The sequence below is a fragment of the Sphingomonas crocodyli genome (assembly GCF_004005865.1).
Lineage (GTDB): Bacteria > Pseudomonadota > Alphaproteobacteria > Sphingomonadales > Sphingomonadaceae > Rhizorhabdus > Rhizorhabdus crocodyli.
The window spans coordinates 2,643,231-2,659,358 of record NZ_SACN01000001.1; the positions used below are offsets into that span (position 1 = coordinate 2,643,231).

The following is a 16,128-nucleotide window of genomic DNA, read 5'->3' on the forward strand; positions in this document are numbered from 1 at the left end:
TTTTATTCTCCCTTCAGCGCCTGCATCACGGTGTTGATGCGGCCTTCGAGGAAAGAGAGCGTGGTGCGATACTTCACCGCATTCTCGGCGAACTGGTTCTGCTCGGTCGACAGTTCGACGGTGTTGCCGTCGAGCGAAGCTTCGAGCGGCACGCGATACTGGACATTCGCGTCGGCAGCCTGGCCAGCCGAGACGCCATTTGCGCCGGCCGCCTGCTTGAGCGCCTTCGTGAAATCGATATCGCGAGCCTTGTAACCGGGCGTCGCGGCATTCGCGATGTTCGACGCAAGCAGCGACAGGCGCTGCGACCGCAGCTCCAGTGCCTTGCCATGAACCCCGAAAAGCGGATCGGACATTTCGTCGTCTTCCTCTAAAACTCCTCGGAAGCCGGCCGTTACCATCGCTGTAGAGGCGCGATCGCTTGGGTGCGGCTTCCTTGCCCATCCCATAAGCAACCACCGTGCCAATTGCGGAAAACCGCCGATCTTTCTGGCTACGGCAAGGTCGGCAACGGGCGAACGGCAAGCTTTTGCCGGGGGCGGCAAGTTTTTGCCGGTCCTTGCCTGTGGGTATCGGACAGGCTTTCGAATTGGGCGGGCACGCATGATTTTCCTCGATCAACTGACCCGTTTCTTCGATCCCTTCGCGCTCGTGATCGTCTTTGGCGGCACGCTGCTGGTTACCGTTTTCCGTTCGACCCACGCCGATCTCGGCCGCGCCTGCGGTGCGATCAAATTGCTGTGGAAGGCCGATCCCGACGCCGATGCCGCCGCCGCGCGCGCTGCCGTGGGCCGCGTCCGCGAGATGGCCGAGGCGCGCAGCATCATGTGCGCCGACCGGATCGACAGCGCGCATCGTTTCCTGGTGCGTGCGGGGCGCCAACTGTCCGACAGCCAGAATTCCGCCGAATTCGTGCGCTGGGCCACCGACGATATCGAAACCCGTCGCACCCGCCACGAAGCGGTCGCGGGCGTCTGGCGCGCGGCGGCCGAGGCGGCCCCGTCGATGGGCATGATCGGCACGATCATCGGGCTTGTTCAAATGTTCTCGTCGATGGACGATCCCGCGCGGATCGGCCCGGCGATGGCCGTTGCGATGCTTACCACCCTTTATGGCGTCTTCCTGTCGGCAGGCGTCGCAGGCCCGATCGCCGGGCGTCTCGAACGCCTTTCGGAGACCGAGATCGCCTGGCAGCAGGCTGCCTGCAAACAGTTCGAGTTGCTTGCGCGTGCCGAGCTTGATCACATGCCGGTCAAGCTGCGTCCCACCCTCAAGGCCGTATTGTGAGGGCCGAACCGTCGCAGCGCTGGATCCTGAGCTTTGCCGATCTCAGCCTGCTGCTCCTCTGTTTCTTCGTGCTCCTGCAGGCGCAGACCGCCAATAAGGATCGCGTGACCGCCGGTATCCGCGCGGCTTTCGGCGGCAAGGGCGAGGCGCGTCCCGCCGATGCCTTCCGTGCCGCGCCCCTGTTCGAAGGCGGCGAGGCGATCCTCACCGCATCCGCACGCGCGCATTATATGCGCATGGGCGCGGAGGCGGCTGCTAAGAAAACCCCGCTGATCGTCGCCAGCCAGGGCCGCGACGGCGGATCGGCCCGGCTCGACGCCTGGGAAATGTCCGCCGCCCGCACCACCGCGGTCGCCCGCGCGCTGCGCGCCGGGGGCCTGCCCGATGCGATGATCGAGGTTTCGATCCCGCCGATGCGCGCCGACGATCCGGTAAAAGGCCAGACGATCAGCGTGCGCCCTCAATCCAAATAATCGTCATCCCGGCGGAGGCCGGGATCTCAGGCGTCTCTTGCGACCAGCCACTCTCCGTATCTCCCGAGATCCCGGCCTCCGCCGGGATGGCAGATTCTGGCACGCCCCTTGCTTAAATCGGCTCCGAAGAACGGAGTCATTCGAATGAACCGCACGATCATGCTTCCCCTCGCCTTCGCGACCTTTGGCGCGTTCGGCATGGCTATGGCGGCCCCCGCCCCCGCGCAGATGATGGCGGCATCACAGAATCTTGACGAGCTCGAGCAGATCGTCGTCACGACCCTCGGCGCCGATGTCGGCCAGCCGGGCGGTCCGCTCGCACCGATCGACCGGCGCATGCGTCTCACCGCCTGCCCGACCGGCATCCAGATCGATCCCCCCGCGAACAATGCCGTCACCGTCCGCTGCACCACCGCCGGCTGGCGCCTGCGCGTGCCGCTGAAGGCCGGCGGCTATATGGCGCAGCAGGGCGGCGGCCAGATGATGTCGCCGATGGCGCAGCGTGCGCCCGATATCCGCAAGGGCGATCCCGTTCAGCTCGTGGCGCAGGGCGATGCTTTCAGCATCTCGGTCGATGCGGTCGCGATGGAAGATGCCAATATCGGCGGGCGCGTTCGCGTGCAGACCGGCAACAACCGCGGCACCATGTTCGCCCAGGTTGTCGATATCGGTCGCGTTCGTCTGATGGGATTTAAATGATTCTGAAACCTGCCGTTATATAACGACAGAGGTGGACCATCGGGGCAGTGATGCCCCAGCGAAAGGAATTTGGACATGATCAGTGGGGTAGGTTCTTCCAACCCGTCGCCGATCGGGCCAGCCAAGGACGGCGTGAAGGTTGATGCCGCCGGCGCCGCTCCTGCGGTGACGATGACCAAGACCGACAAGGAAATGCCGATGACCCTGGTCGCGGCCATCGCCGAACTCGGGCCGCCGGTCGATACGGACAAAATCCAGGCGATCCGTCAGGCGATCGCCCAGGGCCGTTATCCGATCGACGCTCAGGCGATCGCCGACAAGATGATCGCGCTCGACCTTCCCAAGGTCGGTCGCTGAGTCTTGCACGCATGACCGACGCAGCACTCGACGGCCTGATCGGGGCGGAAGAAGCCCTGATCGAAGCGCTCGACACCGGAACCATCGACGCCGTGGAGGCGGCGATGGCCCGGTTCGGCGCGGCCGTCGGGCGCTTGCGTCCGTTTCCGGGCGAAGCCCCGGATCCCGCGCTGGCCGCCCAGGCCGCCCGCGCCCTCGCGCTCACCGATCAGGTGCGCGCGCGCATCCGCTTCCTGGCGGATCGCAACCAGCAGCGGATCGACCTGCTCGCCGCCGCCGCCAACCGTTTCGACATCACGCCCGCGACCTATTCGCGGCGCTGACATCCTCCCATTTAGACCGTCACCCCGGACCTGTTCCGGGGTCCACCATGCCCGACACGCAGCGTTCCTAATGGTGCGCTGCGCGAGCCTCGTTGTGGCCCCCGGCACAAGGCCGGGGTGACGATTAAGGGAAATTCGAGCGGTTAAGACCAATGTCTAACCGCCCTCACGCATTTTTCCCCTAAAGTTCCAACGCATCCGGTCGTTACCGTCGTTGGACCGTAAACCTTTCTTAACCACGTTCCGGGCATTCACCCTCTGTCTCCAGAAGGAACTGAGGGTCCGATGGCCAGTGCCGCGTTGAACAAGAAGGTGTGGGCAGGATCGCTGAAAGGCGCGATCCTTCCGCTCGCCACTTTGATGCTGGTCGGCCTGATGGTCGTGCCGATCCCGTCGGTGCTGCTCGATGTCGGCTTCATCACCAACATCATGATCTCGCTGGCCGTGCTGATGGTCGCGCTGAACGCCGCCAAGCCGCTCGACTTCTCGTCCTTCCCGACCGTACTTCTCTTCGCCACGCTGCTGCGACTCGCGCTCAACGTCGCTTCGACCCGCGTCGTGCTGGTCGACGGGCATACGGGTGGCGCGGCCGCCGGCCATGTGATCGAGGCGTTCGGCCAGTTCCTGATCGGCGGCGATTATGCCGTCGGTATCTTCGTTTTCAGCATCCTGATGGTGATCAACCTGGTCGTCATCACTAAGGGCGCGGGCCGCGTTTCGGAAGTTTCGGCGCGCTTCACCCTGGATGCGATGCCCGGCAAGCAGATGGCGATCGACGCCGATCTGAACGCCGGCCTGCTCACCCCCGACGAAGCCAAACTGCGCCGCCAGGAAGTCGCCACCGAAGCGGACTTCTACGGTTCGATGGACGGTGCGTCGAAGTTCGTGAAGGGCGACGCCGTTGCCGGCGTCCTGATCCTCGTCATCAACATTCTGGGTGGCCTCGTCCTCGGCGTGGTCAGCCACGGTTTGTCGATGAGCGAAGCGGCATCGACCTATATCGTGCTCGCGATCGGCGACGCGCTGGTCGCGCAGGTGCCCGCGCTCCTGCTCTCGATCGCCGCCGCCTCGATCGTCACGCGCGTGTCCTCGCCGCTCGATCTTTCGGGCCAGATCACCAGCCAATTCGGCTCGGCTCGCGCCTGGACCCCGGTCGCCGGCATCCTCGGCCTGCTCGGCATCATGCCCGGTATGCCGCATTTCATCATGATGTGCGCGACCGGCATTGCGGGCTTCATCGCGTGGAAGCTGCGCAAGCCCAAGGTGGACGAGACCGCGCTCGACATCGTCGCCGCCGACGCCGCCCCCACCACCGCCCCGACCAATATCGGCTGGGACGAGGTTTCGGACGGCGCCGCGCTGGGCCTCGAACTCGGCTATGGCCTGGTCGGCCTGGTCGACGAGCGCAAGGGCGCGCCGCTGATGGCGCGCATCACCGGCATCCGCCGCCAGCTCAGCCGCGAACTCGGCTTCGTCGTTCCGATGGTTCGCGTTCGTGACAATCTCTCGCTCGCCCCCAACGCCTATCGCATCACCGTCGCCGGCGTCGTCGTCGGCGAAGACGAAGCGTGGCCGGACGAGCTGCTCGCGCTCGACAGCGGCGATCTCGAAGGCAAGGTCGACGGCCGCGACTGCCGCGATCCCAGCTTCGGCCTCGAAGCCGTGTGGATCGCACCCGAAAAGCGCGGCGAAGCGATCGTTGCGGGCTACACCGTCGTTGATCCGGCCACCGTCGTCGCGACCCACCTGAACCAGATGATCGCCGGCGCCGCCGCCGACCTGTTCGGCATGGACGAAGCCCAGCACCTGCTCGACGCGCTCAAGGAAGTAGCACCGCAGCTCGTCGCCGGCCTCACCCCCGCCCCGCTCAGCCTCGCCCAGATCGCGGCCTGTGCCCGCGCGCTGCTGGCCGAAGGCGTGCCGCTCAAGGATTTCCGCCGCATCGCCGAAGCGATGGTCGACTCGGCCGGTCAGTCGAACGACATTCCGTCGCTGGTCGAAAATGTCCGCTCGCGTATCGGCGCACTGATCGTCCAGGCGGTCGTGCCGGTGAAGATGCCGCTGCCGGTCGTGACGCTCGATGCCGGCCTCGAATCGCTGCTCGCTCAGGCGGTGCGCGCCAGCCCCGGCGCCGCCCACCCGTTCGAGCCCGCGCTCGCCAACCGGATCGTCACCGCGGTGTCCGAAGCTTCGCTGCCGCTGGTCAATTCGGCCACCCGTTTCGCGATCGTCACCTCGCCGGTCGCCCGTCGCCCGCTCGCGCGGCTCCTGAAGCCGCACCTGCCCGAAACGCCCGTCATGTCCTTCCTGGAAATCCCGGATGGCAAGGCGGTCGAGGTCGCGGCGGTCGTCGGCGGCGGCCCCACCAATGTGAATAACGCCGCGCTGGGTGCTCGGCCGATGGAGATGGCACAATGACCAACTGGGCCAATACCGAAGCGCGCAGCGCCCGCGTGATCTCGATCGCCTGCGGCGTCAGCGGGGTGGGCAAGACCACGGTCGCCGCGAACCTCTCGCTCTCGCTGTCGAAGCTGAAGCGCCGCACCATGCTGGTCGATTGCGATCCCGGCCCCATCGACGCCACCCGCTCGATGGGTTTCAGCCCCCGCGAATCGATCAATGACGTGATCGACGGTCGTCTCACGATCGACCAGATCGTCGTCGACGGCCCCGACGCGCTGTTCGTCGTGCCCGCTGGCCCGGTCGATCGCGCCGGTCGCGTCGATCTGGCCGCGCGCCGCAAGCTGGCCGACGCCTTCCGCCCGCACCGTCGCTCGCTCGACTATGTCGTCGTCGACACGCCCGGCAGCGCCGATCCCGATACGCTCGACATGGTCGCATCGTCGGATCTTCCGGTCGTGATCCTGTCGGGTCAGGGCGATGGCTTCATGGATGCCTATGGCACCGTGAAGTTGCTAGCTCTGGAACATGGCGTCCGCGAGATCGCGATCATCGGCAACCGGCTGGGCGACGAGATCGCCGGCCGCGAGATGTTCCGCCGCTTCCGCGACGTGACCGCCCGTTTCCTGACCGACACCCGCCTCTCCTATCTGGGCGGAATCATGGAGGATGAGCGCGTGCGCACCGCCGCGCGCCGCCGCCGCTGTGTGGTCGATCAATATCCCAGCGCGATTTCCGCGCGCGGCTTCGCCGATCTCGCCCGCACCATCGACTCGATGGATATCGGCGCGGTCCCCGGCGGTGACTGCTTCTTCGGCATGGAGGCCGTAGCCCATGCATATTAATCCCAAGGACGAGATGCACACTTATGGCCGCAAGCCTGCCAAGGCCCGGCCCGACGATCTCGTGCGTTCGAACATGCAGCTGGTCCGCAAGATCGCGTGGCACGTCCACGGCCGGGTCTCGTCGGCGATCGATATCGAGGATCTGTGCCAGATCGGCATGATCGCGCTGGTCGAGGCGGCGAACGGCTACGAGGATCGCGGCCACGCTTTTTCGACCTATGCGTCGATGCGCGTGCGCGGGGCGATGATCGATCATCTGCGCAAGCATGCGAACATGTGTCGCTCCGCGATGCAGAAGCGCAAGCTGCTGACCAAGACGCGCGCCGAGTTTGAAAAGAAGCATGGCCGCCCACCGAGCGAATCCGAACTCGCGCATGCGCTGGGCCTCGACGGTGCCGCGATGCGCGCGATGATCGACGAGACCGCGGCCTCCTATCTGGAATCGATCGACGAGGTCTATTCGGACCAGTCGATGTGGTTCGCCGATGTCGAGGAGCGCGTCGACGAGACGATCGAACGGGAACAGCTTGGCGCGGCGCTGGCGGCGCACATCGCGGAACTTCCCGAACGCGAGGCGATGGTGCTCCAGCTCTACTTCGTGGAGGAAATGAACCTGGAGGAGATCGGACAAACCCTCGGCGTCGGCGCGGCGCGGGTCTGTCAGATCAAGAAATCCGCGCTCGATCGATTACGAAAAGAGCTGTCCGACCTCGTCTAGCGGGCGTTCGGCGCTCTCTTCTCTATATATAATGCCACCCCGGACTTGATCCGGGGTCCACCGGCCTGGTGGCGCAACATTCTTCGAAGGATGCTGCGCTCACCTCGTCGTGGGCCCCGCACAAGGCCGGGGCATCGGCCGTTGGGCCGAACTCAGTGCCCCTCGCCGCTCTCCACAGCCGGATCGCGCCGCGTAACCTTCGTGGCGATCGTGCCCAGCATGTTCGCAAGTTCGTTCTGCCCGTCGCGCAGCTGGCGCAGGAGCGGATCGTCCTCGCGCTTGTCCGCCAGATCGAGGCGCAGCGCGTCCATCGATGCGTTGAGTTCGCCCTTGCTGAGCGGCGCGGCTTCGACCGCGGCCTTCTGCAGCACGAGCAGTTCGATCTGCTTGGTGCGAACCTTTTCGAGATCGCTGACCAGCTTGCCGACCTGCACCATCTGCGCCTGCCGCTCGCGCGCATCGGCGACGACGAGCGAGGCTTCGGCGACCGTGCGGCTCGCGACGATCAGGCCGACGACCGACAGCAGGCTGGCGAAAACCCCCATTCCCGCCGCCGCGACGGGTAGCAGCCCCAATTTCGACGCGGCGGCGGGAGGGTTCGGCGCCTTGACGACCGGCTGAGCCTTCGGCTCGGCGGGCGCTTCGGCGACCGGAGAAACTTGGGCGAGGCTCTCGGCCGTGGCGGCCTCCAGAGCATCTTCGACGGCCGGCGTCTCGGCGGGCTCACCCTGGACGGGAGCCTCGGCTTCGATCGCGGTGTCGCTGTCGGTATCGCACGGATCGCCCAGCGAGATGCCCAGAGCGGGCTCATCCTGCGGCTTCGGCATGATGGTCTTTTCGCGCAGCACGTCTTCCTCAAGCGCTTCGAGCGCCTTGAGCGCTTCGTCGAAACCCTGGGTCGGAGTGCCTGCGTCCATCTCTGCCATCCGTTCTTGCTTGTTCGATGTGTCTTGCGTCCGCCGAAGCCCCCGGCACGCCGCGAAGGCGATACCGGGGGCCGATCAGGCGGCGGAGGTGTGGCGCCGCCCGAAACTTAGCGGAGCAGGCTCAGCACCGACTGCTGCGACTGGTTCGCCTGGGCGAGCATCGCGGTCGATGCCTGCGACAGGATCTGCGCCTTGGCGAGAGCCGTCGATTCCGCCGAGAAGTCCGCGTCTTCGATGCGCGAGCGGGCTTCCGAGAGGTTCGTGACGTTCGCGGTCAGCACGTTGACGGCGGCGTCGAGGCGGTTCTGCGTAGCACCCAGGCCAGCGCGGACCGTCGAAACCTGCGTCAGCGCGGTGTCGGCGATGCCGATGGCGGCCGAAGCGTTGGTGATGTCGTCGACCTTCACCGTGGCGTTGTACGAAGCCGCAACCTTGTCGAGGCCACCGACCGAGATGGTCGTCGTGTCGCCCGAGTTGATGCCGGTCTGGATGTTGAACGTGGTCGCGGTCGCCGTCGCCGAGAACAGCGCGTTACCGTTGAACTTGGTGTTCGTGACAACGTCGGTCATCTGCGCCTGGAGGGCGGCGACTTCGGTCTGCAGGTTGGCGCGGTCCGAAGCCTGGTAGGTGCCGTTGGCGGCCTGAACGGCCAGTTCGCGGACACGCTGCAGCATGTTGGTGACTTCGCCCAGCGCGCCTTCCGCGGTCTGCGCCAGCGAGATGCCGTCGTTGGCGTTGCGGATCGCGACGCTCATGCCGCGGACCGAAGCGGTCATCGACGAGGTGATGGCCATGCCGGCCGCGTCGTCCTTGGCCGAATTGATGCGCTTGCCGCTCGACAGGCGCTCCATCGCGGTCGACAGCTGCTTGTCAGCCAGACGGCTGGCGTTCTGCGAACGAAGCGACGAGACGTTGGTGTTGATGACGGTCATAATGAATCCTTCCGCTACTTACTCGGCGGTGGGGCTCAGCCTGCCATCGCCACGGTGGAAGTAACGGTCCCCCGAATTCACCCTTAAGTAGAATTGATGGTTAGCGCGGCCTTAACCATCTTCGCAGCTGAGAAGACTGCGATTTTTAGACGAATATTATTTTGGCGGTCCGGCTTAGGCGGATGATTTCATCCCGCGATCGACTTGCCGGTCGGCCGAAAAAAGCTGCGACGATCAGGGTTAATCGCGCAGCACGGGCGCGCCGCTGCGCGGATCGGCCAGGGTAACGTTCTCCAGCGCCCGGATCCGCCAGCCGCTGTCGGCCAGCACCAGCACCGCCTGGATCAGCGTATCGACCGAATGCGGCCCTGCGGGATGCGCCGCGCCCGTGGTGAGCCGGCTCCAGAAGTGGACGATCGCGGCCCCCTCCCCGATCGCCGCCACGTCGATCAGCTCGTTGGCGAGTGTGGAATCCCGGTAGATCGTTTGGTGGATCGGGCGGTGCATGGCGACGATCGCGTCCGCGCCGCGCACATAGCGGCCGAAGCGGTTCACGAAGCGCGCATCGGCGTCGAACAGCGCGCCCAGCGCATCCATGTCGTGCGCGTTCCAAGCGGCGGCGAAGGCGGTGGGAGCGTCCTCTGGGCGGTGCATGAGCGTGGCTTGCCACAGGATAATCCTCCCCCGCCAGGGGGAAGTGTCAGCGCAGCTGACGGAGGGGGAGGATGCGATGATTGGGAGTTGGCCGCCACCCTCCCCCTCCGTCGCCTTCGGCGCCACCTCCCCCTGGCGGGGGAGGACGAAAGTAGGACAAACGAAAAAGGCCCCCGGCTTTCGCCGAGGGCCCTTCCGTGCGGGCATCAAGCCTGGTGCTGAGTTTTACTTCAGCAGGCTGAGCACCGTCTGCTGGCTCTGGTTCGCCTGCGCCAGCATCGCAGTCGAAGCCTGAGACAAGATCTGCGCCTTGGCGAGAGCCGTCGATTCCGCCGAGAAGTCCGCGTCTTCGATGCGCGAGCGGGCTTCCGAGAGGTTCGTGACGTTCGCGGTCAGCAGGTTGACGGCGGCCTCGAGGCGGTTCTGCGTGGCACCCAGGCCAGCGCGGACCGTCGAAACCTGCGTCAGCGCGGTATCGGCGATGCCGATGGCGGCCGAAGCGTTGGTCACGTCGTCGACCTTCACGGTCGCATTGTACGAGGCGGCAACCTTGTCGAGGCCGCTGACCGAGATGGTCGTACGGTCACCCGAGTTGATGCCGGTCTGGATGTCGAAGGTCGCGGCCGTCGTGGTGGCCGAGAACAGCGTGTTGCCGTTGAACTTGGTGTTCGTGACAACGTCGGTCATCTGCGCCTGGAGGGCGGCGACTTCGGTCTGCAGGTTGGCGCGGTCCGAAGCCTGGTAGGTGCCGTTGGCGGCCTGGACGGCCAGCTCACGGATACGCTGGAGCATGTTGGTCACTTCGCCCAGCGCGCCTTCCGCGGTCTGCGCCAGCGAAATGCCGTCGTTGGCGTTGCGGATCGCGACGGTCATGCCGCGGACCGAGGAGGTCATCGAGCTGGCGATCGCCATGCCGGCCGCGTCGTCCTTGGCCGAGTTGATGCGCTTGCCGCTCGACAGGCGCTCCATTGCGGTGCCGAGGGCCTTGTCGGCCAGACGGCTGGCGTTCTGCGAGCGGAGCGACGAGATGTTGGTGTTGATGACGGTCATGAGATCAATCCTTCGTTTAATCGATCGGCGATCCGGGGCTGCTGGCCGTCGTCGCCTCGAAACCAGTAACGGCCGGTTGCGGCGGGGCTTTAACCAGAAAAATTCACGGCTTGCTGTTTTTGACCCTTTTTGGCGGAAAACCGCGAAATAAATCGTGATTTTATTGGGTTTATGGGGCCCCTCGCGCTCGCGCGCGTAAGGGCGCGTGCGAGCATGCGCCTACGCAATATCCCGGGTGCGCGCGGCGCGCGGTCATAAAGACTTTGTTAGTTAATTCGGCGGTAAGGATGCTTCACAAGGAATTGCTTGAGGCACTGCACGATGATCGGCATCAGCGAAAAGGCTCAGGGCTCCCACCCCACCCTCACCGCCTGGCTCAAGGGCGCAGGGGTTGAGGTCGCTCGCGTCGATCCCGCTGCCGCCCCGGCCCGCGACGCCGTCCGCATCCTGCACGTCACCGAGCGTGAGCTGGCCCGCCAGCACGACATCCTGATCGACTTCGCCGACGGCGCCCCGATGCTGCGCCGCGCCACCATCGGCCGCCCGACCCAGCTGGTCTTCGGTTTCGAAGACATGGCGTTCGGCCACGCGCTGATCGCCGAACTGGTCCGCCGCCCCGCCATGCCGGCCTGCGGCGAGCCCGAGAGCGCCGCCTTCCTGAACCTCGCCGCCCGCGTCGCCCGCCACGACGCGACGGTTCTGGTTCTGGGTGAAACCGGCACCGGCAAGGAAGGCCTCGCCCGCTTCATCCACGCGACCAGCAATCGCGCCGACAAGCCGTTCGTCGCCGTCAACTGCGCCGCGCTGCCCGAAACGATGCTCGAAGCGATGCTGTTCGGTCACCAGAAGGGTGCCTTCACCGGCGCGAGCGGCGCTGGCGAAGGCCTGTTCCGCGCGGCCGAGGGCGGCACGCTCCTCCTCGACGAAATCGCCGAACTCCCGCTCGCGCTGCAGGCAAAGCTGCTCCGCGCGATCCAGGAGCGCGAAGTCCTCCCCGTCGGTGCAACCGCCCCGATCGCGGTCGACGTCCGCATCATCGCCGCCGCCAACCGCGATCTGGCCGCCGAAGTCGAAGCCGGCCGGTTCCGCGCCGACCTTTACTGGCGCGTCAACGTGATGCCGCTGAACCTGAAGGCCCTGCGTGATCGCCGCCAGGATATCCGCGCGATCACCGCCGCCCTCCTTCTGCGCCACACTCCCGCCGCCGACAGCTTCGCCTGGCCGACCGCCAATGCGCTCGACCGTCTGATGGCGCATGGCTGGGCCGGCAATGTCCGCGAACTCGAAAACGTTCTGCAGCGCGCGCTGATGCTGCGCGACGGCGACCGGATCGAAGCCGCCGACCTGATGATCGACACCGCGCTATCGCAGGCCCCGCGCCTCGCCCCGGTCGAAGTGATCGCCCCCGCGGTCAACGCGCCCGTCTCGCTGGCCGACGCCCGCCGCGACGCGAATGCCCGCGCGATCGAAGAAGCTCTTGCCGCAACCGGCGGCCATCGCCAGCGCGCCGCCGAGCGCCTTGGCATTTCCGAGCGCACGTTGCGCTACCGGCTCGCGGACATCCGCGAAGCCCGGGCGGCTTGAGGATCTGATCGATGACCACGATCAACACATCCAACCTGATGGCGATGCGTAACGCCATCCTTCAGCAGAACTCCGCTCTGCAGAAGGCCGCTGCCGCCCCCGCCGCCCCGATTGGTGGCGTCGGCGCGGTCAACGGCGCGACGGATAGCAACTTTACCGCCTCGCTCCGCGACGCGCTGACTTCGGTCAACACGCAGCAGACCAAGGCGGCGTCGATCACCGAAAGCTACGAGCGCGGTGAAACGAACGACATCGCCGCGGTCATGCTGCAGCGGGAACAGGCAAATGTCGGTTTCCAGGCAACCCTGCAGGTCCGCAACAAACTCCTGTCCGCGTATAAGGACATCATGAGCATGCCGGTGTAATTTATGGCTGACGCGACCCTCCCCACCACCGTCCCCGCCGCCGCAGGTGCCGCGAACCTCCTCGACAAGGCGAAGGCCTTCGTCGGGCAGCCTGCGATCCAGCGCAGCCTGCCGATGATGGGGCTGATCGCCCTTCTCGGCATCGGCGCGCTGATGTGGATGTCGATGTCGGGCGCGCCGCAGCGCGACCTGTTCGCCGGTATGGGCGATGCGGACAAGGCCGCCGTCGCCGACGCGCTCAAGACCGCGAACATCCCTTACGAGGTCAACCGCGACACCGGCGCGCTGACCGTTCCCGAAACCAGCTTCTATCAGGCCAAGATGCTGCTCGCGCAGCAGGGCCTGCCGAAGTCGGCCCCCTCGGGCGACAGCATGATCGACTCGCTCCCGCTGGGCGCCAGCCGCGCGGTCGAAGGTGAAAAGCTGCGCGGCGCGCGTGAGATGGATCTCGCCCGCACGATCGAGGCGATCGACAGCGTTGACACCGCTAAGGTTCATATCGCCGCCGAACAGCCCAGCGTCTTCATCCGCGACGAAGCCAAGCCGCAGGCATCGGTGATGCTGCGTCTGCGCGCCGGCCGCACTCTTTCGGAAGCGCAGGTTCAGGCGATCGTCCACCTCGTCGCCTCGTCGGTTCCGGGCCTTTCGCCCGACGCCGTGTCGATCGTCGACCAGGCGGGCCGCCTCCTTTCGTCTTCGGGCAGCGATCCGCTGGCCGCTGAATCGAACCGTCAGGTCGATATCCAGAACAAGATGGAAGCGCGCTATATGGAGGCGCTCTCCAAGATCCTGACGCCGATCGTCGGCCCGGGCAACTTCACCGCAGAGGTTCACGCCGACGTCGACTTCACCCAGACGCAGGCGACCCGCGAAAGCTTCCCCAAGGATGCGCAGGTTCTGCGCGCCGAGACCGGCGGCTGGACGGGCGACAAGACCGGCGAAGCCGGTGGCATCCCCGGCGCGCTGTCGAACCAGCCCCCGGTCGCCAGCCAGGTCTCGGCCGCGCCGCAGCAGACGATGCCGGCCCCCGGCACCACCGATGCGGCCAACCAGAACAAGACCAGCGAAGAATATAACCGCACCTACGAACTGGGCCGCGAAGTCTCGGTCACAAAGGCGCAGGTCGGCACCGTCAAGCGCCTGTCGGTCGCGGTGGCCCTGCGCGAAGGTTCGAAGAAGTTCAGCCGCGCGGAGCTCGCCTCGATCGAAACGTTGATCCGCGGTGCGGTGGGCGCCGATCAGGCCCGCGGCGACGTGGTTGCCCTTTCGGCCCGCAGCTTCGCGGTCGCCGAGGAAACCGAGGTCAAGCCGAACTGGTTCGATGCCCCCTGGGTCTCGACGCTGGCTCGCAACCTTTCGGCCCTGCTCGTCGTCGCGCTGCTCGTCTTCGGCGTCGCCAAGCCGATGCTCAAGAAGCGCGCTGCTCAGGCCGCCGAAGCCAAGGCAGCCCGCGAACTGACCGCCGCGACCCGCGCCGCCCTTTCGGGTGGTCAGGCCGGCCTCGCTGGCCGCGCCGGTACGGCGGCGGGTGCGCTCGGTTCGGCTGGTAGCGGTGCGGGTGGCGTCGCCGCCCTCTCCGGCCCCGGCGGTTCGAACGAGGTCCGTCAGGAGATCGCCGCCGCGCTCGCCAACGAGGCGCTGACCGATCCCAGCAAGCAGGTCACGCTCGAAATGATCGAAGCGACGCCGGGCTATGCGAACCGCGCCGAATTGATCCGCAACTTCGTTCGCCAGGATCCGGATCGCGCCGCGCTCGTTGTTCGTGACCTGATCCGCGCCGATATGCCCGGAGCCGAGGCTGCAAATGGCTGACGATATCGCCCCTGAACCCGAAGGCGAAGCGCTGCCCCCGTCGGGCAGCCAGGTCGCCGCGATCCTGATGATGCTGCTCGGCGAGGACGAGGCTGCGAAGGTGCTCTCGCGCCTCGATCCGGACGAGGTCCAGCACCTCGGCGGCGCGATGTTCGGCGTGGCCAACATCTCGGAGCCGGAGATCGAAGGCGTTCTCGACACCTTCGTCGAACGCGCCCGGGTCCGCACCACGCTGGGTTTCGGGGTCGATCGCCAGATCAAGGGCATGATGCACAAGGCGCTCGGCCAGGAAAAGGCCGACAAGGTTCTGCAGCGCATCACCCCGGTGAAGCACGTCAACGCGCTTGAAAACCTCAAGTGGATGGACGCGCGCACCATCGCCGCGACCATCGAGCCCGAGCATCCGCAGATCGCCGCCCTCGTCCTCGCGCACCTCGAATCGCAGGTCGCGGCCGACGTGCTGCAGCTTCTGCCCGAGGATAAGCAGGCCGATCTGGTCTATCGCGTCGCGACGCTCGGCCCGGTTCCCGAAACCGCGCTCGCCGAACTCGAAGAGCTGATGAACCGCCCGACCAAGAGCGTGCCGACCGGCGCCGCCACCCAGCGCGGTGGCGCGGGCGAGGCCGCCAAGATCGTCAATTCGTCGCGCAAGTCGGCCGAACAGCGGATCATCAAGGCACTGCAGAAGCTCGACAAGACCCTCGCTCGCACGATCGAAGAAGAGATGTTCGTCTTCGACAACCTGCTGGGCGTCGACGAAAAGAACCTCGGCACGCTGCTGCGCGCCGTCGACAACGACACGCTCGTCGTCGCGCTCAAGGGCGCGGACGAAAAGCTGCGCCAGAAGATCTTCGGCTGCATGTCGAGCCGCGCGGCCCAGTCGATCCAGGACGAGATCGCGGATCGCGGCCCGATGCGCCTGGCCGAAGTGCAGGAAGCGCAGAAGAACATGCTGGCTACGGCCCGCAAACTCGCTGCCGAAGGCGCGATCAATCTTGGCGGCAAGGGCGACGATTATGTCTAATCTCTGGCACCCCGAACTCTCCGCCGGCGCCACGCGTACCGAACCCTGGGCACGCCCGTCGGTCGGCGGCGGCTTCACGCCGTGGACCGAGAGCCGCAATCCCGGCCGTCGCGCCGCGGATCGTGGCTTCGTCGCGACCGATCGCCGTGCCGCTTCGCATGATGACGAAGCCCCGGTGGCCGAGCCTGCGCCCGACGTCGATCAGATGGTCGCCGACGCCTTCGCCGCCGGCTTCGATCAGGGCCGCGAAGTCGTGATGGCCGAATTCGCCGCCGAACGCCAGGCGCTCGCTGCCCTGATGCGCGCGACCGAGGCGCTGCAGGCCGAGCCCGCTGCCCCGCTCGCCGCGATCCTCGCCGAAACCGTCGCCCGCTTCGTCAAGCAGGTGGTGGGCGAAGTGCAGGTCGACGTCGAAACGCTGCGTGAACGCGCGATCGACCTCGCCGAACTGATCACCGCCGAAAGCGGCCCTGCCCGCCTGCGCCTGCACCCCGACGATATCGAACGGCTTCAGGGCCTCGACCTGCCGCTGCCGACCGCGCCCGATCATCATCTGATGCCCGGTTCGATCGTGCTCGAAAGCGGCGAAGGCTGGATCGAGGATGGTCCGCAGGTCCGCCTCGCCAAGCTGCGCCAGCAGCTCGACAATATGGGCCTGCCGCGGTGAACAATCTGACGC

At 66.3% G+C, this 16,128-nt stretch carries 18 protein-coding genes; 13 read left to right on the forward strand and 5 right to left on the reverse strand.

Features of this window, described 5'->3' with window-relative positions; genetic code table 11:
- Positions 1–2: 2 nt before the first annotated feature.
- Positions 3–356 carry a flagellar basal body rod protein FlgB gene (gene flgB / locus EOD43_RS12655; protein ID WP_127744211.1) on the reverse strand — a complete coding sequence of 118 codons (354 nt, stop codon included), beginning with the start codon at positions 354–356 and terminating at the stop codon, positions 3–5.
- Between the two features lie 247 nt (positions 357–603).
- Between flgB and EOD43_RS12660 the strand changes: the two genes are divergently transcribed.
- The 8 genes from EOD43_RS12660 (at position 604) to EOD43_RS12695 (ending at position 7,102) form a co-directional block, all read left to right on the forward strand.
- Entirely contained in the window at positions 604–1,287 is a 684-nt protein-coding gene (locus tag EOD43_RS12660; protein WP_127744212.1) for a motility protein A, read from the forward strand.
- Positions 1,284–1,760 carry a flagellar motor protein MotB gene (locus EOD43_RS12665; RefSeq protein ID WP_127744213.1) on the forward strand — a complete coding sequence of 159 codons (477 nt, stop codon included), beginning with the start codon at positions 1,284–1,286 and terminating at the stop codon, positions 1,758–1,760. Before EOD43_RS12660 ends, EOD43_RS12665 begins: the two co-directional genes overlap by 4 nt.
- Positions 1,761–1,904: 144 nt before the next feature.
- Entirely contained in the window at positions 1,905–2,459 is a 555-nt protein-coding gene (locus EOD43_RS12670; RefSeq protein WP_127744214.1) for a flagella basal body P-ring formation protein FlgA, read from the forward strand.
- Positions 2,460–2,534: 75 nt separating this feature from the next.
- The gene (gene flgM, locus EOD43_RS12675; RefSeq protein ID WP_240653171.1) at positions 2,535–2,816 is read left to right on the forward strand and encodes a flagellar biosynthesis anti-sigma factor FlgM; all 282 of its coding nucleotides are present in this window, start codon (positions 2,535–2,537) and stop codon (positions 2,814–2,816) included.
- 11 nt (positions 2,817–2,827) lie between these two features.
- A complete protein-coding gene (locus tag EOD43_RS12680) occupies positions 2,828–3,139 on the forward strand; it encodes a hypothetical protein (RefSeq protein WP_127744216.1) in 312 nt (103 codons plus the stop codon).
- A 285-nt stretch (positions 3,140–3,424) separates the two neighbouring features.
- Positions 3,425–5,557 (forward strand): flagellar biosynthesis protein FlhA, encoded by a 2,133-nt coding sequence (gene flhA / locus EOD43_RS12685; protein ID WP_127744217.1) that lies wholly within the window; start codon positions 3,425–3,427, stop codon positions 5,555–5,557.
- Entirely contained in the window at positions 5,554–6,384 is an 831-nt protein-coding gene (locus EOD43_RS12690) for a MinD/ParA family ATP-binding protein (protein WP_127744218.1), read from the forward strand. The genes flhA and EOD43_RS12690 overlap by 4 nt, the downstream gene beginning before the upstream one ends.
- Entirely contained in the window at positions 6,374–7,102 is a 729-nt protein-coding gene (locus tag EOD43_RS12695; protein ID WP_127744219.1) for a sigma-70 family RNA polymerase sigma factor, read from the forward strand. Before EOD43_RS12690 ends, EOD43_RS12695 begins: the two co-directional genes overlap by 11 nt.
- Positions 7,103–7,254: 152 nt before the next feature.
- On the opposite strand, the gene EOD43_RS12700 is transcribed toward EOD43_RS12695, so the two are convergent.
- The 4 genes from EOD43_RS12700 to EOD43_RS12715 form a co-directional block, all read right to left on the reverse strand.
- Positions 7,255–8,019, reverse strand: coding sequence for a hypothetical protein (locus EOD43_RS12700; RefSeq protein ID WP_127744220.1), 765 nt, complete (start codon positions 8,017–8,019; stop codon positions 7,255–7,257).
- Positions 8,020–8,135: 116 nt separating this feature from the next.
- Positions 8,136–8,960 (reverse strand): flagellin N-terminal helical domain-containing protein, encoded by an 825-nt coding sequence (locus tag EOD43_RS12705; protein WP_127744221.1) that lies wholly within the window; start codon positions 8,958–8,960, stop codon positions 8,136–8,138.
- 240 nt (positions 8,961–9,200) lie between these two features.
- On the reverse strand, positions 9,201–9,614 hold the full coding sequence (locus EOD43_RS12710) for an SgcJ/EcaC family oxidoreductase (protein ID WP_127744222.1): 414 nt from the start codon (positions 9,612–9,614) through the stop codon (positions 9,201–9,203).
- Positions 9,615–9,839: 225 nt separating this feature from the next.
- Positions 9,840–10,664 carry a flagellin N-terminal helical domain-containing protein gene (locus tag EOD43_RS12715; protein ID WP_127744223.1) on the reverse strand — a complete coding sequence of 275 codons (825 nt, stop codon included), beginning with the start codon at positions 10,662–10,664 and terminating at the stop codon, positions 9,840–9,842.
- Positions 10,665–10,985: 321 nt separating this feature from the next.
- On the opposite strand from EOD43_RS12715, the gene EOD43_RS12720 reads away from it, so the two are divergent.
- From EOD43_RS12720 to EOD43_RS12740, 5 genes are read left to right on the forward strand one after another with little or no spacing between them, the layout of a single operon-like run.
- Positions 10,986–12,248, forward strand: a complete 1,263-nt coding sequence (locus EOD43_RS12720) for a sigma-54 interaction domain-containing protein (RefSeq protein WP_127744224.1) — start codon at positions 10,986–10,988, stop codon at positions 12,246–12,248.
- An 11-nt stretch (positions 12,249–12,259) separates the two neighbouring features.
- Entirely contained in the window at positions 12,260–12,613 is a 354-nt protein-coding gene (gene fliE / locus EOD43_RS12725) for a flagellar hook-basal body complex protein FliE (protein WP_127744225.1), read from the forward strand.
- A gap of 3 nt (positions 12,614–12,616) precedes the next feature.
- Positions 12,617–14,425 carry a flagellar basal-body MS-ring/collar protein FliF gene (gene fliF / locus EOD43_RS12730; RefSeq protein WP_127744226.1) on the forward strand — a complete coding sequence of 603 codons (1,809 nt, stop codon included), beginning with the start codon at positions 12,617–12,619 and terminating at the stop codon, positions 14,423–14,425.
- Positions 14,418–15,449: a flagellar motor switch protein FliG gene (fliG, locus tag EOD43_RS12735; RefSeq protein WP_127744227.1), complete on the forward strand. Its 1,032-nt coding sequence runs from the start codon at positions 14,418–14,420 to the stop codon at positions 15,447–15,449. The genes fliF and fliG overlap by 8 nt, the downstream gene beginning before the upstream one ends.
- Positions 15,442–16,116, forward strand: a complete 675-nt coding sequence (locus tag EOD43_RS12740; protein ID WP_127744228.1) for a FliH/SctL family protein — start codon at positions 15,442–15,444, stop codon at positions 16,114–16,116. Before fliG ends, EOD43_RS12740 begins: the two co-directional genes overlap by 8 nt.
- The last annotated feature ends 12 nt before the right edge of the window (positions 16,117–16,128 follow it).

Excerpts from the sequence above, each read along its gene's own strand:
- EOD43_RS12705 (WP_127744221.1), bottom strand. The coding sequence starts at position 8,960 with ATGACCGTCATCAACACCAACGTCTCGTCGCTTCGTTCGCAGAACGCC.
- EOD43_RS12670 (WP_127744214.1), top strand. The coding sequence starts at position 1,905 with ATGAACCGCACGATCATGCTTCCCCTCGCCTTCGCGACCTTTGGCGCG.
- EOD43_RS12695 (WP_127744219.1), top strand. The coding sequence starts at position 6,374 with ATGCATATTAATCCCAAGGACGAGATGCACACTTATGGCCGCAAGCCT.
- EOD43_RS12700 (WP_127744220.1), bottom strand. The coding sequence starts at position 8,019 with ATGGACGCAGGCACTCCGACCCAGGGTTTCGACGAAGCGCTCAAGGCG.
- fliG (WP_127744227.1), top strand. The coding sequence starts at position 14,418 with ATGGCTGACGATATCGCCCCTGAACCCGAAGGCGAAGCGCTGCCCCCG.
- EOD43_RS12690 (WP_127744218.1), top strand. The coding sequence starts at position 5,554 with ATGACCAACTGGGCCAATACCGAAGCGCGCAGCGCCCGCGTGATCTCG.
- EOD43_RS12740 (WP_127744228.1), top strand. The coding sequence starts at position 15,442 with ATGTCTAATCTCTGGCACCCCGAACTCTCCGCCGGCGCCACGCGTACC.
- EOD43_RS12680 (WP_127744216.1), top strand. The coding sequence starts at position 2,828 with ATGACCGACGCAGCACTCGACGGCCTGATCGGGGCGGAAGAAGCCCTG.
- flgM (WP_240653171.1), top strand. The coding sequence starts at position 2,535 with ATGATCAGTGGGGTAGGTTCTTCCAACCCGTCGCCGATCGGGCCAGCC.
- flgB (WP_127744211.1), bottom strand. The coding sequence starts at position 356 with ATGTCCGATCCGCTTTTCGGGGTTCATGGCAAGGCACTGGAGCTGCGG.
- EOD43_RS12710 (WP_127744222.1), bottom strand. The coding sequence starts at position 9,614 with ATGCACCGCCCAGAGGACGCTCCCACCGCCTTCGCCGCCGCTTGGAAC.
- EOD43_RS12660 (WP_127744212.1), top strand. The coding sequence starts at position 604 with ATGATTTTCCTCGATCAACTGACCCGTTTCTTCGATCCCTTCGCGCTC.
- fliF (WP_127744226.1), top strand. The coding sequence starts at position 12,617 with ATGGCTGACGCGACCCTCCCCACCACCGTCCCCGCCGCCGCAGGTGCC.
- EOD43_RS12720 (WP_127744224.1), top strand. The coding sequence starts at position 10,986 with ATGATCGGCATCAGCGAAAAGGCTCAGGGCTCCCACCCCACCCTCACC.
- flhA (WP_127744217.1), top strand. The coding sequence starts at position 3,425 with ATGGCCAGTGCCGCGTTGAACAAGAAGGTGTGGGCAGGATCGCTGAAA.
- fliE (WP_127744225.1), top strand. The coding sequence starts at position 12,260 with ATGACCACGATCAACACATCCAACCTGATGGCGATGCGTAACGCCATC.
- EOD43_RS12715 (WP_127744223.1), bottom strand. The coding sequence starts at position 10,664 with ATGACCGTCATCAACACCAACATCTCGTCGCTCCGCTCGCAGAACGCC.